The following is a 23841-nucleotide window of genomic DNA, read 5'->3' as shown; positions in this document are numbered from 1 at the left end:
CCGGATGCGGGTGGACGACATCCGTGGGCAACTGCGCAAACGCGGGGTCTCCGGGATCTCCGCGCTGCGCAAGCCCGACCTGGTGAAACAGTTGGTGCGTTCGATGCGGGCCGGCGCGGGTCGGAGCAGCACCGGCCCGTCGGGCCGGGCCACCGGCACCAGGGCATCGGCCGGTCGGGCCGCCGCCACGAAGAAGTCGGCGTCGAGGGCGGCACCGAGTCGCGCGAAGGCCGTACCGGCGAACAAGAGCGCGCCGGCGAAGCGGGCCGCCGCAACGAAGGCGACCGCCGCGCGGAAGTCGACGGCGGCGGCGAAGAGGGCGCCGGCGAAGAAGGCGACCGCCGCGAAGAAGACCACAGCGTCGACGGCAGCCCGCAAGACCACGGCCGCGAGCCGGACCACGGCTGCCCGCAAGACCACGGCCGCCCGCAAGACAGCGACGGCGCGTACGGCGCCCGCGCGGAAGGCGCCAGCGAAGAAGGCACCGGCCCGGCCGGCGGCGAAGCGCACGGCACCGGCCAAGAACGCGGCGGCCAAGCGCACGACAGCGAAGCGCGCGACGCCGGCCAAGCGCACCACAGCGAAGCGCACGACAGCGGCCAAGAGTGCGCCGGCCAGGCGCACGCTGACGCCGTCGACAGGTGGCGGCACGTCGGCCGGTGGGATCCGGACCGGACGGGGCACCGGACGGTCGGTCCGCAGCTCGCAGGTGATCTCGTCGGTCACGGACCGGCCGGAGCGACCGGGGCGGAGTCTGATCACCGCGAACCACGAGGTGATCCAGCGGTGGGCCCGGGAGCGTGGGGCCAGGCCGGCAACCATCGCGGGCACCGAGCGCGACGGCCGGGCGGGCGTTCTGACCTTCAACATCCCCGGTTACCGGGAAAGTAGCCGAATTCGCGAGATCACCTGGGATGAGTGGTTCCATACCTTTGATCTGCGCCGGCTGAACCTGATTTATCAGGAACAGTTGCGCGACGGCCGGCAGAGCAACTTTTTCCGGACCGAGTCGCCCGATCGGGAGGACGGTTGAGGTGTTTGCGGGAATGGCTGACGGGTACCCGGCTGTTGCCAGAGATCGAGGCCCGAGCAGCGGATACTCGTCAGTTGTGACCGGCGAGACAGCCGTTCTGGGTTGAATCCAGAATCCGGGCGAACTAGCTTTATTGCACCGCGTCCCGCTTGGAAACGTTCGGGGGAGCGGCGGATCGATCAGATCCGCGCACCAGGCGAGACGCGAGGGGACGGGTGGATTTACCGTTGGGGGACGGTGCCCACCTGTTTGGACCGGCGGCTGAGCGGGCGACGCTTACGGGGGTGAGTGTCTGCCCGCCGCCGCCGGCCCCACCGGCGGGCGCCCACCACGACCTCAGGGACGTGGTGGGCGCTTTGCCGTGTCGGGAGTCATGCGGTGGGCACCCGGTCGGCGGATGGTGTCCGCTCCCGGCGCAGCGCGGCGACGTGCCGCTCCCGGGGTGGTCCGGCGAGCAGGTGCCCGACCGCCGCCGCCATGCCCAGCCCACCCACGAGCAGCCAGTGCCGGTCGCCGAGGTGTTGCAGGCTCACCCCGCCGAGGGTGGGAGCGACGAACGCCGCGGCCGGGAACGTCAGGTAGAAGACCGCCTGATACCGGGCGCGTAGCTGCGGCGGTGCCAGGTCGGCGTTGATCTGCGCGTTGGGCGGGGCGGCAAGCATCGAGCCGACCGTCCAGACCACCGCGGCACCCAGGTAGACGGCCAGTTCGTCGGCGACGGCGAGCACTCCGAAGCCGAGCGCGAGCAGTGCGGTGGAGGCGGCCAGGACGACGTCCTTGCGGTGCCTGTCGATCAGCCGGGGCACGAACAGTTGCCCGATCACGATCAGCGCGCCGCCGAGCGCCACCACCAGCCCGTACGCCGATGGGCCCAGACCGTCCGTGCGCATGGCCAGCGGCATGATCGTCGACGTCTGCATGGTGAGGACGGCCAGCACGAAGGTGAGCCCGACGAAGACCAGGAAGGTGCGGTCGGTGAGCGCGGTGTGCAGTCCCTCTCGACGGGGCCGGACCGGCGCGGGGTCGGCCGGCGGAGGGTCGGCCGGCGGGGCGGCCAGCCGTAGGGTCTCCGGTACCTTCCAGCCGATCACGGCGGCCGCCGTCAGGGTGGCGCCGGCGTCGACCAGGAACAGTGCCGTGAAGCTCGCCTCGGCCAGCACCCCGGCGAGCAGCGAGGCGACCGCCATGCCCAGGTTGAACGCCCAGAACTGGAGGTTGAACGCGCGGGAGCGGCGCTCGGCGGGCACCACGTCGACGATCGCCGCGACGAACGCCGGACTGGGCATCGAGTGGACCACGCCGACAAGCGCGGAGAGCACCGCGATCAGGAGCAGGGGCTTGCTGAAGGCGAGCGCCACCATCAGGACCACGGTGCTCAGGTGCGCGGCGAGCAGGGTCGCCCGGCGGCCCCACCGGTCGGCGAGGACACCACCGAGCAGCACGCCGGCCGCGCCGCCGGCCCCGTAGGCGCCGACCACAGTGCCGGCCAGCCCGATGCTCGCTCCGCGTACGTCGGTGAGGTAGAGCGAGAGGAACAGCATGGCGAACGCGCCGGCCCGGTTGATCAGCAGGCCGGCCCAGAGATACCAGAAGGTGGCGGGAAGACCGCCCGCGGTGTCGTGCCACCAGCGCCGCAGGGCGTGCACCCGACCTCCCGACAGTTCGGTTTCTTAACTATTCCGATTGCAGGGTAGGAACTCGGGCCGCCCCGGCGCCAGTCGTCAGGCCGCCGCCTCGGCGGGTTGCGCCGTCCGGCCGGTGTCCACGGGTGCCAGTGCCTCACCGGAGCGGCGCAGCTCGGCTGCCCTCCGCTCCCGGGCCGGCCCCGACACCAGGTGGGCCACGGCAGTCAGCACGCCGAGCGCGGCGCAGCCGTACCAGAGCGTGTCGTTGCCGGCGTGCTCGCGCACCAGGCCGCCGAGGATCGGCGCGCTGGCCCCGGCGATCTGCCAGGACAGGGAGAAGACGCCCTGGTAGCGACCACGCAGCTCGGCCGGGGAGAGTTCGGCGATCAGGGTGGAGTTGGACGGCGAGTTGAGCATCTCGCCCACCGTCCAGATCAGCACGGTCAGCCCGTAGAACCAGGGGGTGCCAGCGAATGCGGTCAGCCCGAACCCGACGCCCATCACCACGGACGCCAGCGCGAGCACGTGCGAGCGGCTCCGACCCCGGATCAGCCGGGGTACGAAGAGCTGGCCGACCACGATGAGGACCCCGTTGAGCGCGATCACCGTGCCGTAGGTGGCCGGGCTCAGGCCGTCGTCGCCCATGGCGATCGGCAGCATCGAGATGTGCTGGAGGAAGACCAGCGCGGCGAACAGGTTGAGAGCCACGAAGCCGAGGTAGACGCGGTCGGTGAGGATCGTGCGCAGGGCGCCGCGCGGGGCGTTCGCCGCGGGGCTGGCGGCGCTGCCGGACTGCCGTGTCTCCGGCACCCGGGTGAAGATGATCAGCGCGGTGATCAGCATGGTGCCGGCGTCGACCACGAAGAGCAGCAGGTAGTCGGCCTGCGCGGCGAGGCCGGCGAGGACGGCGGCACAGGCGAAGCCCAGGTTGATCGCCCAGTAGTTCAGCGAGAAGGCGCGCAGCCGGTCCTTGGCCGGGACGACGTCGATCATCATCGCGCCGAACGCGGGCCGGGCCGCCTCGGCGAACATGCCGAGCAGCAGGGCGCCCAGCGCCACCGCCCAGAGGTCCCGGGCCAGGCCGAGGCCGAGCATCATCGTGGCCGCGCCCACGTGCGCGGTGAGCAGTGTGGGTCGGCGACCCCACCGGTCCGCCAGGGTGCCGCCGGCGGTGGTGCCGAACGCGCCGCCGACGCCCCACAGGCCGATCACCAGGCCGGCCTGCGAGGCCGAGAAGCCGCGTTCCTGGGTGAGGTAGATGGCGAGGAAGACGAGGACGAACGAGCCGAGCCGGTTGATCAGGGTGCCCGACCACAGGTACCAGAAGGTGGTGGGCAGGCCGCCGGTGGTGTCCCGGAACCAACTCCGCATCGTCCGCATATGGCGCCCCGCTTGCAAGTAATGACCGATGTGACTGGCGTGCCTTACAACCCTAGTGGCGGGCGCAGCCGCTGGTCATCCGCATTTTCACGTGGTGGTCGTCACGACGGCTGCCCGCGTGTCCCCTCGGCGCTTGAGGCAGGATGATCCGCATGACTGCGAGCGAAGGGCCCACCGTCGGGACGCTGGTCCTGCTGCGCCACGGTGAGAGCGACTGGAATGCCAAGAACCTCTTCACCGGCTGGGTGGACGTCGACCTGACCGAGAAGGGCGAGGGCGAAGCGCGGCGCGGCGGCGAGCTGATGCGCGAGCACAGCCTGCTGCCGGACGTCGTGCACACCAGCGTGCTGCGCCGTGCGATCCGCACCGCCGAGCTGGCGCTCAGCGCCGCCGACCGGCACTGGATCGCGGTGCGCCGGTCGTGGCGGCTCAACGAGCGCCACTACGGCGCCCTGCAGGGCAAGAACAAGAAGCAGACCCTTGACGAGTACGGCGAGGAGCAGTTCATGCTCTGGCGCCGGTCGTACGACACGCCGCCGCCGCCGATCGACGACAACGACGAGTGGTCGCAGGTCGGCGACCCCCGCTACGCGCTGCTGCCGACCGAGCTGATGCCGCGTACCGAATGCCTCAAGGACGTCGTCGAGCGGATGCTGCCCTACTGGTACGACTCCATCGTGCCGGACATCCTGGCCGGCCGGACGGTGCTGGTGGCCGCGCACGGCAACTCGCTGCGCGCCCTGGTCAAGCACCTGGACCAGATCTCCGACGAGGCGATCGCCAAGCTGAACATCCCGACCGGCATCCCGCTGCGCTACGACCTCGACCCGCAGTTGCGCCCACTCACCCTGGGTGGCACCTACCTCGACCCGACGGCAGCCAAGGAAGCCGCCGCCGCGGTCGCCAACCAGGGCCGCTGAGCCGACGACGAAGGCCCCCGGAATTCCGGGGGCCTTCGTCCTGCCTGGTTCAGCTCGCGGAGGGCCCGTTCTGCCCGGTGATCAGATAGATCACGTGCTCGCCGGCGTTCACCGCGTGGTCGGCGAAGCGCTCGTAGAAGCGGCCCAGCAGGGTGGCGTCGATCGCGGTCTCCACCCCGTACGGCCAGTCGTCGCCGAGCAGCATGGCGAACAGGTTCTTGTGCAGCTCGTCCATGGCGTCGTCGTCGCCGTCCAGTTCACCGGCCAGGTCGGCGTCGGGCTTCGCCAGCACCGAGCCGATCTTCACGGCCATCCGGTCGGCGATATCGGACATCTCGGTGAAAACCGTCCGCAGTTCGGCTGGGACGGCGGGAGAGGGGTGCCGGCGCAGGGCGGTCTTCGCCACGTGCTCGGCGAGGTCGCCCATCCGCTCCAGGTCAGCGGCCACGTGCAGCGCGGTGATCATCGCCCGGAGGTCGGAGGCGACCGGCGCCTGTCGGGCGAGCAGGTCGCAGACCCGCTCCTCGACGTGTCGGTAGAGGTCGTCGATCTCGGCGTCCCGCTCGATGACCGTCTCGGCGGCCTGCCGGTCGGCGGTGAGCAGGGCCCGGGTGGCCTGGCGCATGGCGGCGCGGACGCCCTCCGCCATGTCCACCAGCAGTTGGCTGACGATCTGGAGATCGGCCCGAAACTCGTCGCGCATCATCACGTCCTGTGGTCGGTCGCCGCCGACGGGTGCCGGCGCAGGGGGGTTGAGCAGGTGCGACGCCAACGGTATGGGGCGCGGGCGGACCTCGGATGAACCACGGTGAACGACGCCAGACGCAGGGGTGAACACTTCTGGAAGTGCGGGTGGTTCGTCCCGTTCTGTGTGGTAGCCAGGTTAACAATGACCCTACGATCGCCGGGTGGAGTGGACGGTGGCGGTCGTAGTGGCCGTGGCGCTGGTGGCCGGGTTGGCCGCCGGCCTTCTGCTGCCCCGGTTCCTGCCCGCGCGGGCCGGTCGCTCCACGTCGACGGGGAGCGCCAGCTCCCGCTGGAGCAGGGGGAGGCCCGCGATCGCCGACGAGCAGCAGGCCGGGCTCGGCCGCCGGACGATCGACTCACTCCGGGCCGGTGTCGTGGTACTGGACAACGACGACGTCCCTGTGTTGATCAACCCGGCCGCCCGCGCGATGGGGCTGCTGCGTACCGGCAGCACCCCCGGCTCGATCGCCGCGCACCCGCTGATCCGTACCCTCGCCGGCCAGGTGCGGCGCACCGGGGTGCGGCGCGAGATCGAGCTGGACCTGCCCCGAGGTCGCGACAGCGCGGGGGAGAACCCGCTCGGCGTGCACCTGCGGGCGATGGGTCTCGGCAACGGCTTCATCGCGGTGGAGGCGGTCGACGTGACCGAGTCGCACCGGCTGACCCGGGTACGACGCGACTTCGTGGCAAATGTGAGCCACGAGCTGAAGACCCCGATCGGGGCGCTGCAACTGCTCGCCGAGGCGTTGCTCGACGCCACCGAGCCGGCCGACGCGGCGGTGCCCGACCTCTCCGAGGACCTGGTGGCCGCGCGCCGGTTCGCCGAGCGGATCCAACACGAGTCGACCCGACTGGGTCGGCTGGTGCAGGAGTTGCTGGAGCTGACCCGGTTGCAGGGCGCCGAACCGCAACCGCCACCCGAGCCGGTCGCGCTGGACTGGGTGATCGCCGAGGTGGTCGACCGGACCCGCACCACGGCTTCCGCCCGAGGTGTCGAGGTGACAGTGGACGGCCAGCGGGGCCTCACCGCGTACGGCAGCGATTCCCAACTCGCCACCGCTGTGGCGAATCTGGTGGAGAACGCCATCAACTACTCGGGCGAGGACACCACGGTGCGGGTCACCCTCCGCGGTGACGACGAGCACGTCGAGGTGGCGGTCGCCGACCAGGGGATCGGGATAGCCCCCACCGACGTGGACCGGATCTTCGAGCGGTTCTACCGGGCCGACCAGGCCCGTTCGCGTGCCACCGGCGGCACCGGGCTCGGCCTGGCAATCGTGAAACACATCGCGAGCAACCATGGCGGACGGGTCGAGGTGTCGAGCACTCTTGGTGGTGGATCGACGTTCACCCTCCGGCTGCCCGCCAGCCCACCGGACGACCTGCTGGCGACACTGCCGCCGGTTGGGATCGAGTCCGGTCCGGCTGGGCTACGGCAGGTCTGACAGCAATGAAAGGAAATCCCCGTTGAGCCGCGTTCTGGTGGTCGAGGACGAGGAGTCGTTCTCCGACGCCTTGTCGTACATGCTCCGTAAGGAGGGTTTCGAGGTTTCGGTCGCTGCGACCGGCACCGACGCCCTCACCGAGTTCGACCGTACCGGCGCCGACATCGTGCTGCTCGACCTGATGTTGCCCGAGATGTCGGGGACCGAGGTCTGCCGGCAACTGCGGCAGCGGTCGGCCGTGCCGATCATCATGGTCACCGCTCGGGACAGCGAGATCGACAAGGTGGTCGGGCTGGAGATCGGCGCCGACGACTACGTCACCAAGCCGTACTCGCCGCGGGAACTGGTTGCCCGGATCCGGGCCGTGCTGCGCCGGCAGAGCCCGGAGGTGGCCGAGGCGGGTGCGCCGACGCTGGCCGCCGGCCCGGTGCGGATGGACATCGAACGGCACGTGGTGACGGTCGAGGGCGGGGCTGTGCAACTGCCGCTCAAGGAATTCGAGTTGCTGGAACTGCTGCTGCGTAACGCGGGCCGGGTGCTCACCCGCGGCCAGCTCATCGACCGGGTCTGGGGCGCCGACTATGTCGGTGACACCAAGACGTTGGACGTGCACGTGAAGCGGCTGCGTTCCAAGATCGAGCCGGAGCCGTCCGCGCCGCGTTTCATCGTCACCGTCCGGGGCCTGGGCTACAAGTTCGAGCCGTGATCGGCGTACCCGGAGGGGGTCTGCGCTCGGCGCAGGCCCCTTCGGCCTGTCCGGACAGCGGCTGGGGTGGTGTCCGCCTCCGCGTGTAGAGCTGCCCCAGTTATGGGACGGCGCAAGCGCGTGGCGCTCGTGAGGGCTGGAGACGCACGCCGCCCTGGCCCGACGGGGTGTAGCCGAGCCACCCTGCGCGGGTGTGCCCCATTTCCGGGGCAGCTCTACAGGGAGATGGGATGGTCGGTGGCCGGCAGCGGACGGACCAATGCCTGGTGGGACACCACCCGGGCGCGTCCGGGTGCCGCTCAGAACAACTTGTGCAAGGCGGCCGCGATGTCGGCCACCTCCGTCAGCCTGCTTTCCGTAACGCTGATGACCAGGTCGTACGCGATGTCCTGGTCGACCTCGTCGAGCTGAGCGATGGTGACGGCGTGATTCTGGAGCAGGAAGGTGATCGCCACGATCCAGCCGATCCGCTTGTTGCCGTCCACGAACGGGTGGTTGTTGACAAGTGAGTGCAGCAGCGCCGCCGCCTTGGTCCACAGGTCGGGGTAGGCGTCTTCCCCGAACACGCTCGTCTGCGGCCGGGCCACAGCCGACTCGACGAGGCCGGCGTCCCTGATCCCAACGCCGATCTTGCGGGCGATGCTCGCCACGTCAGCGAGCGTGGGGTAGCGGATCTCCGTCATCACTCCGCCAGGCGGGCGAGCAGCGTGGCGTGACGCTCGATGATCTCGTCGGCGAGGTCGCCGAACTCCTTGGCGTTCCGCCGGGCCAGGTAGTCGTCGATCGCGGTGACGACGACGGCGTGCATCGACCGTGCCTCTTCGTCCGCAACGAGACGGAGTCGCCGTTCACGGTCGTCGTCAAGTCGCAGCGTCATGGCCATGGCGAAAATGGTAGCAGGATTGCTATCAAGATCCGCTAGGACTCGTCGGCGGGGTGGGGGGCGACCATGCCCTGCCTGATCCGGGCCGCGCACAGCTCGGCCAGCCGCTCGTAGGCGGCGGCGCCGATCAGCGCGGTCAGCTCCGGGGCGTACGACAGGTACATCGGCTCGGCACCGACGTGCGCGTCCGTGGAGGAGGTGCACCACCAGTCCAGGTCGTGCCCACCGGCACCCCAACCGCGCCGGTCGAACTCGGAGAGGGTGGAGACCAGCACCTTGGAGTTGTCCGGACGCTTGACCCACTCCTGATCACGGCGGATCGGTAGCTGCCAGCAGACATCCGGCTTGTATTCCAACGGGTGCACCCCGTCGCGCAACGCCTGGCCGTGCAGCGCGCAGCCACCGCCGCCGGGGAAGTCGGCGTCGTTGAGGAACACGCAGGGGCCGTCGGCGCCCTGGGTGGCGGTGCGGCGAGCGGGGTTCTTGCCGTCGATGGTGTCCTCGTCGGTCCAGTTCTTGAACCCACGCCGGAAGTGCTGCCAGGTCGCCGGGGTGAGTCGCTTGACGGCGTTGCGGACCCGCTTCTCGTCGTCGGAGTCGGTGAAGAACGCCCCGTGCGAGCAGCAGCCGTCGGCGGCCCGGCCGGCGATGATGCCGTGGCAGCCCTTGCCGAAGATGCAGGTCCAGCGGGAGAGCAGCCAGGTCAGGTCGGCGCGGATCAGGTGCGTCTCGTCAGCCGGGTCGGTGAACTCGATCCACTCCCGAGGGAAGTCCAGTGGCACCTCGCGGCTGCGCGGGTCGCCTGGGTCGTCCACCAGCACACGGAGCTCCATCGTCACCCGGCCCAGCGTACGCGCGGTGACGTCCGCAGGCCGGCGAGCCGCGCAAACGCGTTGCACCTAGGGTCTTCACCATGCGACTGGGTGTCCTCGACGTCGGATCCAACACGGTGCACCTCCTTGTGGTGGACGCGCACCACGGCGCGCACCCGTGGCCGGCGCACTCCGAGAAGGTGGTGCTCCGGCTGGCCGAGCAGATCGGCCCCGACGGAGCGCTGACCGAGGCGGGTGCCGATGGCCTGGTCAAGGCCGTGGGCATGGCCAAGGCGGCGGCCGCCGGCCTGGCAGCCGACGACCTGATCGCCTTCGCCACGTCCGCGGTGCGCGACGCCACGAACGCGCCCGAGGTGCTGGCCCGGGTCCGCGACGAGACCGGCGTACGGCTGGCGGTGCTCTCCGGGGCGGACGAGGCGCGGTCGACGTTCCTGGCCGTGCGGCGTTGGTTCGGCTGGTCGGCGGGGCGGCTGCTGGTGCTGGACATCGGCGGCGGCTCGTTGGAGATCGCCGCCGGGATCGACGAGGACCCGGACGTGGCGGTCTCACTGCCGCTCGGGGCCGGTCGGCTGACCCGGGAACGGCTGCGGGTCGATCCGGCCAGCGCGGCCCCGCCGTCGGCGGAGACCGTCGAGAAGCTCCGGGAGTACGTGGACGGGCGGCTGGACAAGGTCGTCGATCAGATGACCGAGGTGGGCTGGGACCGGGCGGTCGCCACCTCGAAGACGTTCCGCACCCTGGCCCGACTGGCCGGGGCCGCGCCCTCCGGTGCCGGGCTCTGGGCGCGGCGCAGCCTGACCCGGGCGGGCCTGCGGCAGGTCATCGGGTTCATCCGGCACATCCCACCGGCCCAGTTGATGGAGTTGGAGGGGGTCAGCGCGGGTCGGGCGCACCAGTTGCTCGCGGGTGCAGTGGTCGCCGAGGCGGTGATGCGTCGCCTGGATCTGGACTCGCTCGACATCTGTCCGTGGGCGCTGCGCGAGGGCGTCATCCTCCGTCGACTGGATCAACTCGAACCGATCTGACCCGGCGGCCGGTTTCAGCCGGTTTGCCGGTGCTCGTGGTGATGACGGCAGCGCTGCCGGGCTACGCTGGCTGACGTGACTTCCCGCGTTCCCGTGCTCCTGTCCAGCTCGTCGGTCTTTCCCGAGCCGACCGCGGCGGCGTTCCAACTGGCCGCGGCACTCGGCTACGACGGGGTCGAGGTGATGGTCTGGACCGACGTGGTCAGCCAGGACGCGGGCGCGCTGCGCGGTCTCTCCACGCACTACGGCGTGCCGGTGCTCTCGGTGCACGCGCCCTGCCTGCTGGTCACCCAGCGGGTGTGGAGCCCGGACCCGTGGGAGCGGCTGCGCAAGGCCGCCGAGCTGGCCGAGACGCTGGAGGCGCCGACGGTCGTGGTGCACCCGCCGTTCACCTGGCAACGGGACTACGCGCGTAACTTCACCGAGGGGTTGGCCACGGTCGCGGACCGGTTCAGCGGGCTGCGGTTCGCTGTGGAGAACATGTACCCGGTGCGGATGGCGGGTCGGCAGTTCGTCCCGTATGTGCCGGGGTGGGATCCCACCGACACCGGCTACCCGTCGTACACCCTTGATCTGTCGCACTGCGCGGCCTCGCACAGCGACCCCCTGGAGATGGCCGACCGGATGGGCGCCGGGCTGGCGCACGTGCACCTGGGTGACGGCACCGGCGAGGGCCGCGACGAGCACCTGGTGCCCGGCCGCGGCACCCAGCCCTGCGCTGAGCTGCTCTCCTCGCTGGCCGGGCGCGGCTTCACCGGGTCGGTGGCGGTGGAGGTCGCCACCCGGGGCGCGAAGAGCCGCGCGGTACGCGAGGCGGACCTGCGTGCCGCGCTGGAGTTCGCCCGTCAGCACCTGACCGCGTCGTCCCCGGTCGACGCCTGACCACGTCCGCCCGCGCCGGGCGGCGGTGTCAGCTCACCGGGGAGAGCGAGTCGACGGCGCTCGTCGGCTGCGCGGCGACCGTCACCTGCTCACCGCCCGCCGCCCGCTTGCGGGCACGGTGGGCCGCCACGTGCGAGCGGGTGGCGCAGCGCTCAGAGCAGAACCGCCGGCAGCAGTTGGACGACGTGTCCAGGTAGACGTTGCCGCACCGTTCGTCGGCGCAGACCCCGAACCGGGCGCTGCCGTACTCGCAGAGCCAGACCGACAGCCCCCAGACCGCGCCGGCCAGGTATTCCGCACTGACCGAGGCGCCCCGGCTGGTCACGTGCATGTGCCAGTCGCTGGAGTCGTGCCCGGAGATGCGCGGCTGCACCGGGAACGCCTCAAGCAACCCGTTCAGCTCGGTGACCGCCTGGGCGTCCCGCCCCGAGGTGCCGTACTCGAAGACGTCGCGCAACCGTTTCTGGGCCCGGCGGAAGATCGCGACGTCCCGGTCCGCGACCTCGTCGCTCATCCAGGCGTGGTCGTCGGCGAAGAGGGCTCGCAGGTCGTCGAGGTCGTCCAGGCGGGCGTTGACCAGGTCAACGCCGGTCCGGGCGTACGCGTCGAAGTTCACGCCCCCAACGGTAGACGACTCACGGGGCGCGCGGCGCGTCGATGTAGTGCGGCGCCCTCGCCGCCCCTCGGCGGGCCTCCTGGCAGGGGCGATACGCTCGGTTCATGCTCCGTTCCGTCATCCTCGCCGCCTCCCGGTCATCCCAGGTCGAGCGGCTCGTCGCGACCGCCCCGTACACCCGGGACGTCGTTCGCCGGTTCGTCGCCGGCGCCGCCACCGACGACGCGTTGCGCGCGACCCGCGGGCTCGTCGACGACGGTCTCGCGGTCACCCTCGACCACCTCGGTGAGGACACCGTCACCCCCGAGCAGGCCATCGCCACCCGGGACGAATACCTGAAGTTGCTGAAGATGCTCGGCGGCGCCGGGCTCACCCCGGCCGCCGAGGTGAGCGTGAAGCTCTCCGCCCTCGGCCAGTTGTTCGACGAGCAGTTGGCGTACGACAACGCGCGGGCGATCTGCGCGGCGGCGGACGCGGCGGGCACCACTGTCACCCTGGACATGGAGGACCACACCACCACCGACTCGACGTTGGAGGTGCTGAGCCGGCTGCGCAAGGACTTCCCGTCGACAGGTGCCGTGCTCCAGGCGTACCTGCGGCGGACCGAGTCGGACTGCCGGGAGCTGTCCTCGGCCGGTTCGCGGGTGCGGTTGTGCAAGGGCGCGTACAAGGAGCCGGAGTCGGTGGCGTACCAGTCGGCCCGTGAGGTCGACAAGTCCTACGTCCGCTGCTTGAACATCCTGATGTCCGGCGACGGCTACCCGATGCTTGCCACCCACGACCCGCGGATGATCGCCATCGGCGAGGACCGGGCCCGCTGGTTCGACCGGGGGCCGGATCGCTTCGAGTTCCAGATGCTCTACGGCATCCGCCCGGAGGAGCAGGCCCGCCTGGCCGGCGAGGGCTACACCGTGCGCACCTACGTCCCGTACGGCGACGAGTGGTACGGCTACCTGATGCGCCGGCTCGCCGAGCGCCCCGCCAACCTGGTCTTCTTCGGCCGCGCCCTGATCTCCAAGAAGTAGTTCCTCCGGTTCGGCCGACGGGCCGGCGGTGACCTCGCGGGTCGCCGCCGGCCCGTTTCGCGTAGTCGGCTTGCCATCGTTGGCTAAGTGTATTAGCTTTACGGCTATGACAGCTAGCCAGGTGCGGCGGGACAACGGACACATCGCGTACGAGGTGCACGGCGAGGGGCCGTTGGTCGTCCTCGCGCACGGCATGGGAGAGAACCGGGCGAGCTTCCGGCACCTCGTGCCCCTGCTTGTCGCCGCCGGTCACCGGGTCGCCTCGGTGGACGTCCGAGGGCACGGCGAGTCCAGCACCGGCTGGCCCACGTACGCCCCGGCGGAGGTCGGCGCCGACCTGCTGGCCGTGGTCCGCGACCTCGACGCGGGGCCGGCCGTGCTGGTCGGCAACTCGTCCGCCGCCGCGGCGGTGGTCTTCGCCGCCACCGACGCCCCCGAGCTGGTCACCGGCATCGTGCAGATCGGCGCGTTCGTCGGTCAGTCGAAGCTCAACCCGCTGCTGCGGGCGGCGATGTGGTCAGTGCTGCACAGCCCCCGACTGTTCGGGATGTTCCACAAGACGCTCTTCCCGGTGCACCGGCCCGCCGACGACGAGGCGTACCGCCGCGCGATGGTGGCCAACCTGCGCGAGCCCGGCCGGATGGCCGCGATGCGCGGAGTGGTCGCACCGGCCGAACCGCACTGGACCGCCCGCGCCCCCCAGGTGCGGCAACCAGTGCTGGTGCTGATGGGTACCAGGGACCCGGACTTCCCCGACCCGGGCGCCGAGGCGCGGGCCGCCCGCCGGCTCTTCCGCACGGCCGAGGCCCGGATGATCGAGGAGTCCGGCCACTACCCGCACGCCGACCAGCCGCAGCGCACCGCCGAGGAGCTGCTCGGCTTCCTGGCGGTGTGCGCCGATGCCTAGGGTCGGCCTCAACCAGCAGACCGTCGTACGGGAGGCGGCCCGGCTGGCCGACGAGGTCGGCTACCAGCAGCTCACCCTCGCCGCGCTCGCCAGCCGGCTGGGCGTCGCCCTGCCCAGCCTCTACAAGCACGTGCGCGGGGCGGACGCGCTGGCCCAGAAGCTCTCCGCCCTCGCCACCGCCGAGCTGGCCACCGAGCTGACCGCCGCCGCCGTCGGCCGCTCCTGCGGCGACGCGCTGCGGGCCATGGCCGACGCGTACCGCGACTACGCCCACCGCCACCCCGGCCGCTACCCGGCCACGCAGCGGGTGCCCGACCCGACCGACCCGCAGCACGTCGAGGCGGGTGAACGCGCGGTCGGCGCCATCTTCGCCGTGCTGCGCGGCTACGGGCTCACCGACGACGACTCGGTGGACGCGACCCGGGCGCTGCGCAGCGCTCTGCACGGGTTCGTCTCCCTGGAGGCTGCCGGCGGCTTCGGCCTGCCCCGCGACGTCGACCGCTCGTACCACCAACTCATCGCTGGCTTGGACGTCGCGTTCCGCTCCTGGCCCCGCGTTCGCGGCATCGTCGATCAGGCGGACCAGCCATGATCCGGGCGTTCGGGCTGTTCCTGGTCTTCCTGCTGGAGCTGGCCGTCCTGGCCATCGGCGCTCGGTGGGGCTGGTCCCTGGACGTGCCCACCGCCGTCCGACTGCTCGCCGCTGTCGGTGTGCCGCTGCTGCTCGCCGGGCTCTGGGGCGTCCTCGGCTCACCTCGTGCCCGGGTCCCGCTGCGCCCACCGGCCAAGCACGCCTTCCAGGCCGGCTGGTTCGTGCTGGGCGGCGGGATGCTCGCCCTGCTCGGGCAGCCGTGGCTCGGCCTCGCCCTGGTCGTCGTCTGGGCGGTCGTCACCATCCTGCTCCGCCGCGCTGGCCGCCAGGCCTGAGTGGCACCCCCCGGGCCCCGGCGGCGTCCCTGGCCGTGGTCCGCGGAGTGGGTCGGGGTCGTGCCGGCCTCGCCCGATCGGCCGGCAGGTCGTACCCTTCGCCGGGTGACCGACGGGGTGCATCAGCCATCACTACGGCGGCTCTGGCCACTGTGGACCGGGCTCGTGGTGATCGTCCTCCTGCTGGGCTGCGGCCTGCCGGCGTTGCTCGTCGCCGGAGTGATACGGGAGAGCGGCGCCCGGACCACGATCAGCCGGGCCGGTGCCTTGACGTCCGACGACCCCGCCACCGTGGCGGCCCGAGAGCTGACCGACCGGATGACCGCCCAGCTCGACCGGCAGTCCGCGGCGCTGCTCGGCGGCGATCGCGCCGGCTTCCTCGCGATCGCCGAACCCGCCGTGCACACCGAGCTGCGCCGACGCTTCGCCGCACTACGCGCGCTGAAGGTGACCGTCTGGCGGGCCGAACCGAGCGGCCTGCCCGCGCCGATCATCGGTAAGCCGGGGGAGTGGCGGCTCCTGGTGCGCTTCCAGTACTGCTTCGTCGCGCCGAACTGCCGACCCAGCCCGGTGCTGATCGGCACCCGCTGGCGGGAGAACGGCGACCAGCCCCGACTGGTCGCCATGGAGGAATCCAAGTCGGTGGAGACCGGCACCCGACCGTGGGAGATCAGCGACCTGGCCGTGGCGATCGGCGCGCGGACCATCGTCGCCACCACCCCGGCGCTGCGCGGCAAACTGCCCGGCCTGCTCGCCCAGGCCGAGGCGGCGGCCAAGGTCGCCGACGGGTACGTGGTCGCCGGCTCCCCGCCGGACCGCTACCGGATCTTCTACGCCGGCCGCGCCGAATGGAAGCGCTGGTACGGCGGCGACCGGCCAGGGTGGACCGGCGGTTACGCGGTGACCGTGGGCGGCGGCCACCACGAGGTGGTGCTCAACGCCGACGGGCTCCCCAGCAGCGGCACCGACGACCTGCTCCGGCACGAGTTGACCCACGCGGCCTCACTTCCGGAACGCGGCTACCCGGGCAAGACCACCTGGTGGCTGGTGGAAGGGCTGGCCGAGTTCGCCGGCACCGGCGGCCAGGCGGTCGACAGGTACGAAGGGCTCGCCGAGGTGCGCAAACTGGTCCGGGCCAAATGGGATGGCCAGTTGTCGGGCGTCAACCCGGCCGACGACGCCTCCGCCGAGCAGGTCGCCGGCAGCTACGGCGTCGGCTACCTGGCCGTCCGGCACCTCGTCGACAGGTACGGGCCACAGCGGTTGCTCACCTTCTTCAAGGCCGTGGTGCACGAGCGCAAGACCCTTGAGGTGGCCGCCGAGGAGGCGTTCGGCGAGCAGTGGTCGACGCTTCACGACGAGTGCGTCGCGTATGTCCGCGCCGCCACCGCCTGACGTGCTCGCGGGCGGCGCGACGGTGCGCCGTACCATCGATGGGTGCGCCGCCCTCAGTCACTTCGGCCGGGCAGCACCGTCCGGCCTCGCCTGCTCGCCGCCCTGACCGCCGTCGCCGTCCTCACCGCCACCACCGCCGCCTCGTGCGGCGACGACGGCCCCGACCTCGCGCTGGCGTCGGCGGCCCGTAACCCGGTGAGCGAGCTGATCGACGCCCCGGCGACAGTCACCGCCCGCGCCGCCGCGACCCTCACCGCTCCCGCCGACGGCACCCTGGCGAGCCTGCGTGTCCAACCCGGACAGCGGGTCAGGGCCGGTCAGGTCCTCGCCGTGGTCGACTCGCCGTCGGCTCGGCAGCGGCTGCGGCAGGCGAAGGAGGCGTTGGACGCGGCGAAGCGCGCCGGTCGGGGTGTCTCCACGGGCGACCTGACCGGCAGTCGACGCGGCACCGACAAGGCCGCCGACGAGGCGTTCGACGCCGCCCGCAAGGCCGCCGAGAAGATCGCCAACCCGCAGGTGCGTGACGCCCTGCTGACCCAGGTGACGTCGGCGCAGCGGCAGTATGCTGCCGCCGCGCGCAGCGCCGACCAGGCGGTCCGCGCGGTGCAGCGGGGGTTCAACGGGCTGAGTTCGGCCGTCGGCGCGCTCTCCGCGGCGCAACGGCTACAGGCCCAGCAGGCGTACGACCTGGCGAAGGCGACAGTCGACGCGCTGACCCTGCGCGCCCCGATCGCCGGCATCGTCCAGCCGGGCGGCACCCGGGCCGGCGGTGGCTCGACAGGTGGCCTCGCGGGGCTGTTGGAGCAGGCCGGTGGCGCCCAGGCGGCCGGCATCGACCCGTCCGCGTTGACGCCCAGCCAGGGCGGGACGCCCGCCGGGGTGGACGACGCGGTCGCGGTCGGCGGTCAGGTCACCGCCGGCACCCCGGTGCTGACAGTGGTGGACACCGGGCAGTTGGGGTTGCTCGCCGAGGTGGACGAGACCGACGTGCTGCTGGTCAAGGCCGGCGTGACCGCCACCGTCGAGTTGGACGCCGTCGGCGGGGCCAGCTACGACGCGACGGTCCGCTCGGTGGACGTGCTGCCCACCAACTCCGCCCAGGGCGGGGTGACCTACCGGGTGCGCCTCGCACTGGGCGTCGGGAAGATGGCCGAGGGCGAGCCGGCACCGAACCCCCGGCCGGGCATGAACGCGATAGTGCGCCTGCGGGTACGCGAGGCCGCCGACGCGGTGACCGTACCCGCCTCGGCGGTGTTCTCCGCCGACGGCCGGGACGCGGTCTGGGTGGTCCGCGACGGCCGGGCCGACCGGGCGGCGGTCACCGTTGGCGTACAGGGGTCGGATCTGGTGCAGATCCTCAACGGTGTGCAGCCCGGCGACCGGATCGTGGTGCGCGGCACCGACCAGGTGCGCGACGGCCAGGAGGTGCGGTGACCGGCACCCCGCCGGCGATCGAGGCGGTGGAGGTTTCCCGGACGTACCACCTGGACGGGGTGTCCGTCGAGGCGCTGCGCGGGGTGTCGCTCGTCGTGCAACCGGGTGACTACGTGGCCCTGGTCGGTCCGTCCGGCTCGGGCAAGTCCACCCTCATGCACCTCCTCGGCGGGCTGGACCGGCCGACCGGTGGCCGGTTGGTGATCGGCGGTCGGGACGTCAACGCTCTCGCGCCGCCGGAGATGGCCGCCCTGCGCAACGAGACGATCGGTTTCGTCTTCCAGGCGTTCCATCTGCTGCCGCGTACCTCGGCGGTGGAGAACGTGGCCCTGCCGCTCGTCTACCGGGGCGTGCCGGCGCGGCAGCGTCGGGCGCGGGCGGCGGCGATGCTCGGCCGGGTCGGCCTCGGGCACCGCCTGGACCACCGGCCCAACCAGATGTCCGGCGGGGAGCAGCAACGGGTGGCGATCGCCCGCGCGCTGGTCACCGAGCCGACGGTGCTGCTCGCCGACGAACCGACAGGCAACCTGGACAGCGTCACCGGCGCGGCGGTGCTGGAGTTGTTGGAGCAGTTGAACGTGGAGTCCGGGGTGGCGCTGGTGATGGTGACCCACGACCAGGAGGTGGCGGCCCGAGCCCAGCGCCGGATCACGATGCGCGACGGGGTGGTCGTGGCGGACAGCGACAACCCCCATGATCGACCGCCGTTCGTTGATCTCGGTCGACCTGCGACACTGGTCTCCGCTCCCAGCGCGGAGCCCCGGTCCGCGTCCGGAAGCGGCCCGGGGCACCCGTCCGGTGGCTCCGGTGGCGCCGCCGGAGCCACCGGGCGCCTTCCGCTCGAGCCCGACCCGGGCCGGCCCGAGGTCGAGCGCCCGGGGGGCGCGGCGTGAGGGTCGCCGAGGCGTGGCGGGTGGCGCTCGACGCCCTGCGGGCCAACCGGCTGCGCAGCGCGCTGACCATGCTCGGGGTGATCATCGGGGTCGCCTCGGTGGTCCTGCTGGTGGCCATCGGCACCGGCACCAAACAGAAGGTCGAACAGCAGGTCGAGGGCCTCGGCTCCAACCTGCTTCTTGTCGTCCCCGGCCGGATCGAGGTGGGCAACGCGCCGGTGGTCTCGCCGCTGACCCTGAAGGACGTCGACGCCGTCACCCGGGTGGTCGGCGACCCCGATCGGGTGGCGGTCACCATCGCCTCCGGGGCGACCGCGCGGGCCGGGTCCCGGACCGACTTCACCACCGTGCAGGGGGTGCTGGAGACCACCCCGACGGTGTTCACGCGGTCGCTTGCCCGGGGCCGCTACCTCACCGGCACCGACGTGGACACCAGCCGGCGGGTGGCGGTGCTCGGCGACTCGGTGGCCCGCACGCTCTTCCCCGACCGTGACCCGCTCGGCCAGCAGGTGACGCTGGCCGGGGTGCGGTTCCGGGTGATCGGCGTCTTCGCGCCACTCGGGCAGAGCCTCGGCGTCGACCGGGACGACGAGGTGCACGTGCCGGTCACCGCCGCGCAGCGGCTCTGGGGCACCCAGCGGGTGGACGGCATCGCCGTGAAGGCCCCGGACCGGGAACGCATCGACGAGTTGGGCGAACGGATCGTCGCCGAGCTGAGCCGCCGGCACCCGGACACCGAGTTCAGCGCGGTCACCCAGCAGCAGATCCTCGGTGTGCTCGGCGACATCCTCGGCGTTCTCACCGGCGTACTGGCGGCCATCGCCGGCATCTCCCTGCTCGTCGGCGGTGTCGGGGTCTCCAACATCATGCTGGTGAGCGTGCGGGAGCGGACCCGGGAGATCGGGCTGCGCAAGGCCGTCGGGGCCCGCCCCCGCGACATCGGTGTGCAGTTCCTGCTGGAGGCGGTGCTGCTCACCACGATCGGTGGGCTGACCGGGATGGCGCTGGGCGTGGGCACCGCCCTGCTTGTCGACGGGCTGTCGCCGATCCCGGCCGCGATCACCTGGTGGTCGTTGGCGCTCGCCTTCGGGGTGTCCGCGGTGGTGGGCATCGTCTTCGGGGTCGTCCCCGCGCAGCGCGCCGGCCGACTCGACCCGGTGGTCGCGCTGCGCGCCGAGTGAACAGCGTCGGAGCAACCGGGACGCCGGGCGCGGGCGGGGAGATTCCGGGAGTGTGGATCGGGTGAACGGCGAGAAGAAACATGATCAGTTGTACGAAGGGATCGCGCCGGTCACAGCCGCCCCGCTACCGTACTGGTAACACGCGCGTCGCCGCCCGGCCCGGAGCATCCGTCGGGTTGGCACGCGCCGGGCATGGGATGGGTTGGTGAGCCATGGCCGGGTCACAGTCCGACGGGCGGCTGTCGGAGGTCAGGTTCCTGACCGTCGCGGAGGTGGCGACGGTGATGCGGGTCTCGAAGATGACTGTCTATCGCCTGGTGCACAGCGGTGAACTCACCGCCGTCCGGGTCGGCCGGTCATTCCGGGTGCCTGAGCATGCGGTGCACGAATATCTCCGGGGCGCTTTCCAGGAGACCGCCTGAGCCACCGCTCGGCCTTCGGGGCGCCGCCCAACCGGCATCGACGGGGGCGCGTTGGTCCGGCTGAGGCCCTCCGGCTACCCTGGAGCCCGACCGAGACCCCACCGGTGCGCCCCGCCGCCCAGACTGGTCCGGTCCGTTGTCCGCAAGCGGTCGCCGTCGCCACCTGAGTGGTGTCATCCGGTCCGCCCCGCACGTTGTATCGAAAGGCTGTCGTATGGGCTCGGTGGTCAAGAAGCGCCGTAAGCGCATGGCTAAGAAGAAGCACCGCAAGCTGCTGCGTAAGACCCGCGTCCAGCGTCGCCGTCTCGGCAAGTGATCGCCGCCGGGCGTTGAGCCCGGCATTCGGCGGCACTTGCCAAACTGTCGACCCCCGGAGGCTCAGGTGATCAGGCCGTGGTCGTCCCGGCTCGGTCCTTCCTGCCGGGGTAGGTGCGTCAGATGACCCCCGGTGGCACCTCAGGTGCTCCGGGGGTCGTCCTCGTCACCGGGGTGGGCCGCTACCTGGGTGCCCACGTGGCGGCCCGACTGGCGGCCGACCCGCGTATCGAGCGGGTCATCGGCGTCGACGCACCGGATTCCGGCACCGAGTTCACCGACCTGCTGGACCGGGTCGAACGGATCCGCATCGACCCGGGTGCGCTCGGTGGCCTCCTCGCCGACCTGGACGTCGACGCCGTCGTGCACCTCGCCCTGGTCAGTTCCCCCGACCCGCAGCACGGTGGCCGGTCCGCGATGAAGGACCAGAACGTCATCGGCACCATGCAGTTGCTCGCCGCCTGCCAACGGGCACCCCGGCTGCGCAAGCTCGTGGTCCGTTCGTCGACAGCCGCGTACGGGGTGTCGTTCCGGGACCCGGCGGTCTTCACCGAGGAGACCGAGCCCCGCGAGGTGCCGCGCGGCGGTTTCGGCCGCGACATCCTCGACCTTGAGGGGTACGTCCGTGGCTTCCGGCGCCGCCGGTCCGACGTCACCGCGACGGTGCTGCGCTTCGCCCCGTTCATCGGCTCGACCGCCGACACCACGTTGACCCGCTACTTCGCGCAGCCGTTCGTGCCGACCGTCTTCGGCCGTGATCCCCGTCTGCAGTTCCTGCACTTCGACGACGCGTTGGAGGTGCTGCACCGGTCGATCGTGGAAGACCATCCCGGCACCTACAACGTCGCCGGTCCGGGGGTGCTGTCACTGTCGCAGGCGATCCGGCGGGCCGGTCGGGTCGCCGTACCGGTGCTGGAGCCTGGTCTCTCCGGTGCCGCCGCGCTGGCCCGCAGCATGGGCTTCGGCCGTTACGGCCTGGACCAGGTCGACCTCTTCGTGCACGGCCGGGTGGTCGACACCACCCGACTTGAGCAGGAGTACCACTTCACCCCCCGCTCCACAGCCGAGGCGTTCGAGGACTTCATTCGCGCCCACCACGGCGGGGTGGTGGTCACCCGGGGGCAGTTGGCCGCCGCCGAGCAACTCGTCCTGGACGGCATCCGGCAGGTCCGCTCCGCGGTTCGGGATCGGTCGTCGTGAGCGCGAGGAGTGAGCGGGGTTTGCGAGCCCCGCAGTCGCGAACCGAGGTGATGCCGTGAGCGGGCCGGGGGAGGGGCGCGACCCGCAGGGGGTCGGGCGTTTCGACGTACCGCAGCCGCCCGCGGCGGACGTGGAGCCGGCGCGGCGTAACGGACATCGACCGGCCGCCCAGGTCGCGCCGACCCCGACCCCGACGCCGACCGAGGAGATCGACACCGCGGCCACCGACGAGCCCGCGGGCGACCTGGTGGACGCTCCGCCGTCGGGTGGCACCGAGCCGGCGGTGCCGGACCGGCCGGGCGACCACTGGGATCGCAAGGTCGCGAACGGTCTGGCCTTCCTGCGCCGGCGTCTCTCCGGCGACTACGAGGTCGACGAGTTCGGCTTCGACCCGGAGTTGACCGACGCGGTCTTCCACCCCCTGCTGCGGCTGCTCTACCGGGACTGGTTCCGCACCGAGGTCAGCGGCGTCGAGCACGTGCCCGTCGACGGACCCGCCCTGGTGGTCGGCAACCACTCGGGGACGGTCGCGCTGGACGCGTTGATCCTCTCGGCGGCGCTGCACGACAAGCATCCCGCCCACCGCTACCTTCGGCTGCTCGGCGCCGACCTGGTCTTCCGGATGCCTGTGGTCTCCGAGCTCGCCCGCAAGACCGGTGGCACGGTGGCCTGCAACCCGGACGCGGAGCGGCTGCTCGGCGGCGGCGACCTGGTCGGGGTGTTTCCCGAGGGTTTCAAGGGCATCGGCAAGCTCTACGCCGACAGGTACAAGCTGCAACGGTTCGGTCGGGGCGGTTTCGTCTCGGCGGCGCTGCGCACCGGCACCCCGATCGTGCCGGTCGCCATCGTCGGCGGCGAGGAGATCTACCCGATGCTCGCCGACATCAAGCCCCTGGCGCGGCTGCTCAAACTGCCCTACTTCCCGGTCACGCCGACCTTCCCGTGGCTCGGGCCGTTGGGCATGGTGCCGCTGCCCAGCAAGTGGCTCATCGAGTTCTGCCCGCCGATTCCCACCGCGCACCTGACCGACTCGGCGGACGACCCGCTTGTGGTCTTCAACCTCGCCGACCAGGTGCGGGAGACCATCCAGCAGACCCTGCACACACTGCTGGAGCGACGGCCCGACCCGTTCGGCCCCTGACGCGTCTCAGCCGGCGCGGCGGCGGCGCTGCAACGCCAGCCCGGCGGTGACCGCGCCGACGACCAGCCCGGCCGCCGCGGTGGACGGTACGGCGATCTTGACCGCTCGACGACCGGTGCGGAAGTCCCGTACCTCCCAGCCGTGCTGGCGGGCCTGCCGCAGCAGGGCGCCGTCCGGGTTGACCGCCACCGCCCGGCCCACCGCGGAGAGCAGCGGCAGGTCGTTTGCCGAGTCGCTGTACGCCGCGCAGCGGACCAGGTCGAGCCCTTCCACCGCGGCGAGCTGGCTGACCGCCTCGGCCTTCGCCGGCCCGTGCATCAGGTCACCCACCAACCGCCCGGTGTACGCCCCGTCCCTCACCTCGGCCACCGTGCCGATGGCACCGGTCAGGCCGAGCCGGGCGGCGATCACCCGGCCGATCTCCACCGGGGCGGCGCTGACCAGCCACACCCGCTGGCCGGCTGCCAGGTGCCGTTGCGCGAGTTGGTGGGTGCCGGCCCAGATCCGGGGAGCCATCATCTCGTCGAAGATCTCCTCCGCGAGGTGCTCCACGTCGTCGACCCGCCAGCCCTGGACGAAGGCCAGCGCGGCCTCCTTGGCCAGGGACATGTCACCGGCGTGCTCCCGGGCCATCAGCCGGAACCGGAGTTGCTGCCAGGCGAAGCGGGCCAGGTCGGCGGTGGTGACGTAGTTGCGGGAGGCGAGCCCACGGGCGAACCAGTAGATCGAGGCGCCCTGCATCATGGTGTTGTCCACGTCGAAGAACGCCGCGGCCGTCGAATCCGGTGCGGTGGCGGGGGCCAGGTCGGTCTCCGCCCAGCCCGCTGTGTGCCCCGCGGCGTCGGTACTGACCGTCACCTTACGGCTGCGCGCCACGCGACTCCCTTCCTCACCGGTACGACGGAT

General features: G+C 71.8%; 26 protein-coding genes. 18 read left to right on the top strand and 8 right to left on the bottom strand.

Annotated features, from left to right (window positions below):
• Window positions 1–4 precede the first annotated feature (4 nt).
• Complete coding sequence (locus AB0F61_RS12840) at window positions 5–1033, top strand: hypothetical protein (RefSeq protein ID WP_357808135.1); 1029 nt, start codon at window positions 5–7, stop codon at window positions 1031–1033.
• Between the two features lie 371 nt (window positions 1034–1404).
• Here the strand turns inward: AB0F61_RS12840 and AB0F61_RS12835 are convergent, their stop codons facing one another.
• Together AB0F61_RS12835 and AB0F61_RS12830 are read right to left on the bottom strand one after the other, a co-directional pair.
• Window positions 1405–2679, bottom strand: coding sequence for an MFS transporter (locus AB0F61_RS12835; RefSeq protein WP_357807910.1), 1275 nt, complete (start codon window positions 2677–2679; stop codon window positions 1405–1407).
• A gap of 75 nt (window positions 2680–2754) precedes the next feature.
• A complete protein-coding gene (locus AB0F61_RS12830) occupies window positions 2755–4038 on the bottom strand; it encodes an MFS transporter (protein ID WP_357807907.1) in 1284 nt (427 codons plus the stop codon).
• A gap of 152 nt (window positions 4039–4190) precedes the next feature.
• Between AB0F61_RS12830 and AB0F61_RS12825 the strand changes: the two genes are divergently transcribed.
• Window positions 4191–4958, top strand: a complete 768-nt coding sequence (locus AB0F61_RS12825) for a phosphoglyceromutase (RefSeq protein ID WP_357807903.1) — start codon at window positions 4191–4193, stop codon at window positions 4956–4958.
• A gap of 49 nt (window positions 4959–5007) precedes the next feature.
• Here the strand turns inward: AB0F61_RS12825 and phoU are convergent, their stop codons facing one another.
• Complete coding sequence (gene phoU, locus AB0F61_RS12820) at window positions 5008–5661, bottom strand: phosphate signaling complex protein PhoU (protein ID WP_357807900.1); 654 nt, start codon at window positions 5659–5661, stop codon at window positions 5008–5010.
• A 205-nt stretch (window positions 5662–5866) separates the two neighbouring features.
• On the opposite strand from phoU, the gene AB0F61_RS12815 reads away from it, so the two are divergent.
• Window positions 5867–7150, top strand: coding sequence for an ATP-binding protein (locus tag AB0F61_RS12815; protein ID WP_357807897.1), 1284 nt, complete (start codon window positions 5867–5869; stop codon window positions 7148–7150).
• Between the two features lie 22 nt (window positions 7151–7172).
• Entirely contained in the window at window positions 7173–7856 is a 684-nt protein-coding gene (locus tag AB0F61_RS12810) for a response regulator transcription factor (protein WP_039906992.1), read from the top strand.
• Between the two features lie 299 nt (window positions 7857–8155).
• Here AB0F61_RS12810 and AB0F61_RS12805 read toward each other — a convergent pair whose 3' ends face one another.
• The 3 genes from AB0F61_RS12805 to AB0F61_RS12795 are packed head-to-tail and all read right to left on the bottom strand — an operon-like array spanning window position 8156 to window position 9572.
• Window positions 8156–8539, bottom strand: a complete 384-nt coding sequence (locus tag AB0F61_RS12805) for a type II toxin-antitoxin system death-on-curing family toxin (RefSeq protein WP_238644387.1) — start codon at window positions 8537–8539, stop codon at window positions 8156–8158.
• Complete coding sequence (locus AB0F61_RS12800) at window positions 8539–8739, bottom strand: CopG family transcriptional regulator (protein ID WP_145790112.1); 201 nt, start codon at window positions 8737–8739, stop codon at window positions 8539–8541. Before AB0F61_RS12800 ends, AB0F61_RS12805 begins: the two co-directional genes overlap by 1 nt.
• 35 nt (window positions 8740–8774) lie before the next feature.
• A complete protein-coding gene (locus tag AB0F61_RS12795; RefSeq protein WP_357808132.1) occupies window positions 8775–9572 on the bottom strand; it encodes a hypothetical protein in 798 nt (265 codons plus the stop codon).
• Window positions 9573–9652: 80 nt separating this feature from the next.
• Here AB0F61_RS12795 and AB0F61_RS12790 point away from each other — a divergent pair, with 80 nt between their 5' ends.
• Window positions 9653–10597 (top strand): Ppx/GppA phosphatase family protein, encoded by a 945-nt coding sequence (locus AB0F61_RS12790; RefSeq protein WP_357807892.1) that lies wholly within the window; start codon window positions 9653–9655, stop codon window positions 10595–10597.
• Window positions 10598–10672: 75 nt separating this feature from the next.
• Window positions 10673–11479, top strand: a complete 807-nt coding sequence (locus AB0F61_RS12785) for a sugar phosphate isomerase/epimerase (protein ID WP_357807890.1) — start codon at window positions 10673–10675, stop codon at window positions 11477–11479.
• Window positions 11480–11507: 28 nt separating this feature from the next.
• Here the strand turns inward: AB0F61_RS12785 and AB0F61_RS12780 are convergent, their stop codons facing one another.
• Window positions 11508–12095 (bottom strand): CGNR zinc finger domain-containing protein, encoded by a 588-nt coding sequence (locus AB0F61_RS12780; protein WP_357807888.1) that lies wholly within the window; start codon window positions 12093–12095, stop codon window positions 11508–11510.
• Between the two features lie 104 nt (window positions 12096–12199).
• Here AB0F61_RS12780 and AB0F61_RS12775 point away from each other — a divergent pair, with 104 nt between their 5' ends.
• The 12 genes from AB0F61_RS12775 (at window position 12200) to AB0F61_RS12720 (ending at window position 22935) form a co-directional block, all read left to right on the top strand.
• Window positions 12200–13120, top strand: coding sequence for a proline dehydrogenase family protein (locus tag AB0F61_RS12775; RefSeq protein WP_357807886.1), 921 nt, complete (start codon window positions 12200–12202; stop codon window positions 13118–13120).
• Between the two features lie 106 nt (window positions 13121–13226).
• On the top strand, window positions 13227–14027 hold the full coding sequence (locus AB0F61_RS12770) for an alpha/beta hydrolase (protein ID WP_357807885.1): 801 nt from the start codon (window positions 13227–13229) through the stop codon (window positions 14025–14027).
• Window positions 14020–14619, top strand: a complete 600-nt coding sequence (locus tag AB0F61_RS12765; RefSeq protein ID WP_357807882.1) for a WHG domain-containing protein — start codon at window positions 14020–14022, stop codon at window positions 14617–14619. The genes AB0F61_RS12770 and AB0F61_RS12765 overlap by 8 nt, the downstream gene beginning before the upstream one ends.
• Entirely contained in the window at window positions 14616–14954 is a 339-nt protein-coding gene (locus tag AB0F61_RS12760; RefSeq protein WP_357807879.1) for a YrdB family protein, read from the top strand. The genes AB0F61_RS12765 and AB0F61_RS12760 overlap by 4 nt, the downstream gene beginning before the upstream one ends.
• Before the next feature lie 105 nt (window positions 14955–15059).
• A complete protein-coding gene (locus AB0F61_RS12755; RefSeq protein WP_357807877.1) occupies window positions 15060–16349 on the top strand; it encodes a hypothetical protein in 1290 nt (429 codons plus the stop codon).
• A 42-nt stretch (window positions 16350–16391) separates the two neighbouring features.
• On the top strand, window positions 16392–17783 hold the full coding sequence (locus AB0F61_RS12750; protein WP_357807874.1) for an efflux RND transporter periplasmic adaptor subunit: 1392 nt from the start codon (window positions 16392–16394) through the stop codon (window positions 17781–17783).
• Window positions 17780–18676: an ABC transporter ATP-binding protein gene (locus AB0F61_RS12745; protein WP_357807871.1), complete on the top strand. Its 897-nt coding sequence runs from the start codon at window positions 17780–17782 to the stop codon at window positions 18674–18676. The genes AB0F61_RS12750 and AB0F61_RS12745 overlap by 4 nt, the downstream gene beginning before the upstream one ends.
• Window positions 18673–19857: an ABC transporter permease gene (locus AB0F61_RS12740; protein ID WP_357807868.1), complete on the top strand. Its 1185-nt coding sequence runs from the start codon at window positions 18673–18675 to the stop codon at window positions 19855–19857. The genes AB0F61_RS12745 and AB0F61_RS12740 overlap by 4 nt, the downstream gene beginning before the upstream one ends.
• Before the next feature lie 212 nt (window positions 19858–20069).
• Window positions 20070–20279: a helix-turn-helix domain-containing protein gene (locus tag AB0F61_RS12735; protein WP_110563213.1), complete on the top strand. Its 210-nt coding sequence runs from the start codon at window positions 20070–20072 to the stop codon at window positions 20277–20279.
• Between the two features lie 214 nt (window positions 20280–20493).
• A complete protein-coding gene (locus tag AB0F61_RS12730) occupies window positions 20494–20595 on the top strand; it encodes an AURKAIP1/COX24 domain-containing protein (protein WP_007465623.1) in 102 nt (33 codons plus the stop codon).
• Between the two features lie 122 nt (window positions 20596–20717).
• A complete protein-coding gene (locus tag AB0F61_RS12725; RefSeq protein ID WP_357807865.1) occupies window positions 20718–21794 on the top strand; it encodes an NAD-dependent epimerase/dehydratase family protein in 1077 nt (358 codons plus the stop codon).
• Between the two features lie 247 nt (window positions 21795–22041).
• Window positions 22042–22935, top strand: coding sequence for a lysophospholipid acyltransferase family protein (locus tag AB0F61_RS12720; protein WP_357808129.1), 894 nt, complete (start codon window positions 22042–22044; stop codon window positions 22933–22935).
• 6 nt (window positions 22936–22941) lie between these two features.
• On the opposite strand, the gene AB0F61_RS12715 is transcribed toward AB0F61_RS12720, so the two are convergent.
• On the bottom strand, window positions 22942–23811 hold the full coding sequence (locus AB0F61_RS12715) for an HAD-IB family hydrolase (RefSeq protein ID WP_357807861.1): 870 nt from the start codon (window positions 23809–23811) through the stop codon (window positions 22942–22944).
• Between the last annotated feature and the right edge of the window lie 30 nt (window positions 23812–23841).

The sequence above is a fragment of the Micromonospora sp. NPDC023888 genome (genome assembly GCF_040639415.1).
Taxonomy (GTDB): domain Bacteria; phylum Actinomycetota; class Actinomycetes; order Mycobacteriales; family Micromonosporaceae; genus Micromonospora.
Note: the sequence above shows the minus strand (reverse complement) of the source record. Positions and strands in the feature narration are given on the sequence as shown.

Bases quoted from the DNA above. Each gene is read 5' to 3' on its own strand.
- AB0F61_RS12770 (WP_357807885.1), top strand. From the start codon at position 13,227: ATGACAGCTAGCCAGGTGCGGCGGGACAACGGACACATCGCGTACGAG.
- AB0F61_RS12730 (WP_007465623.1), top strand. From the start codon at position 20,494: ATGGGCTCGGTGGTCAAGAAGCGCCGTAAGCGCATGGCTAAGAAGAAG.
- AB0F61_RS12800 (WP_145790112.1), bottom strand. From the start codon at position 8,739: ATGGCCATGACGCTGCGACTTGACGACGACCGTGAACGGCGACTCCGT.
- AB0F61_RS12765 (WP_357807882.1), top strand. From the start codon at position 14,020: ATGCCTAGGGTCGGCCTCAACCAGCAGACCGTCGTACGGGAGGCGGCC.
- AB0F61_RS12795 (WP_357808132.1), bottom strand. From the start codon at position 9,572: ATGGAGCTCCGTGTGCTGGTGGACGACCCAGGCGACCCGCGCAGCCGC.
- phoU (WP_357807900.1), bottom strand. From the start codon at position 5,661: ATGCGCGACGAGTTTCGGGCCGATCTCCAGATCGTCAGCCAACTGCTG.
- AB0F61_RS12775 (WP_357807886.1), top strand. From the start codon at position 12,200: ATGCTCCGTTCCGTCATCCTCGCCGCCTCCCGGTCATCCCAGGTCGAG.
- AB0F61_RS12725 (WP_357807865.1), top strand. From the start codon at position 20,718: ATGACCCCCGGTGGCACCTCAGGTGCTCCGGGGGTCGTCCTCGTCACC.
- AB0F61_RS12825 (WP_357807903.1), top strand. From the start codon at position 4,191: ATGACTGCGAGCGAAGGGCCCACCGTCGGGACGCTGGTCCTGCTGCGC.
- AB0F61_RS12760 (WP_357807879.1), top strand. From the start codon at position 14,616: ATGATCCGGGCGTTCGGGCTGTTCCTGGTCTTCCTGCTGGAGCTGGCC.
- AB0F61_RS12830 (WP_357807907.1), bottom strand. From the start codon at position 4,038: ATGCGGACGATGCGGAGTTGGTTCCGGGACACCACCGGCGGCCTGCCC.
- AB0F61_RS12790 (WP_357807892.1), top strand. From the start codon at position 9,653: ATGCGACTGGGTGTCCTCGACGTCGGATCCAACACGGTGCACCTCCTT.
- AB0F61_RS12735 (WP_110563213.1), top strand. From the start codon at position 20,070: ATGGCCGGGTCACAGTCCGACGGGCGGCTGTCGGAGGTCAGGTTCCTG.
- AB0F61_RS12840 (WP_357808135.1), top strand. From the start codon at position 5: ATGCGGGTGGACGACATCCGTGGGCAACTGCGCAAACGCGGGGTCTCC.
- AB0F61_RS12805 (WP_238644387.1), bottom strand. From the start codon at position 8,539: ATGACGGAGATCCGCTACCCCACGCTCGCTGACGTGGCGAGCATCGCC.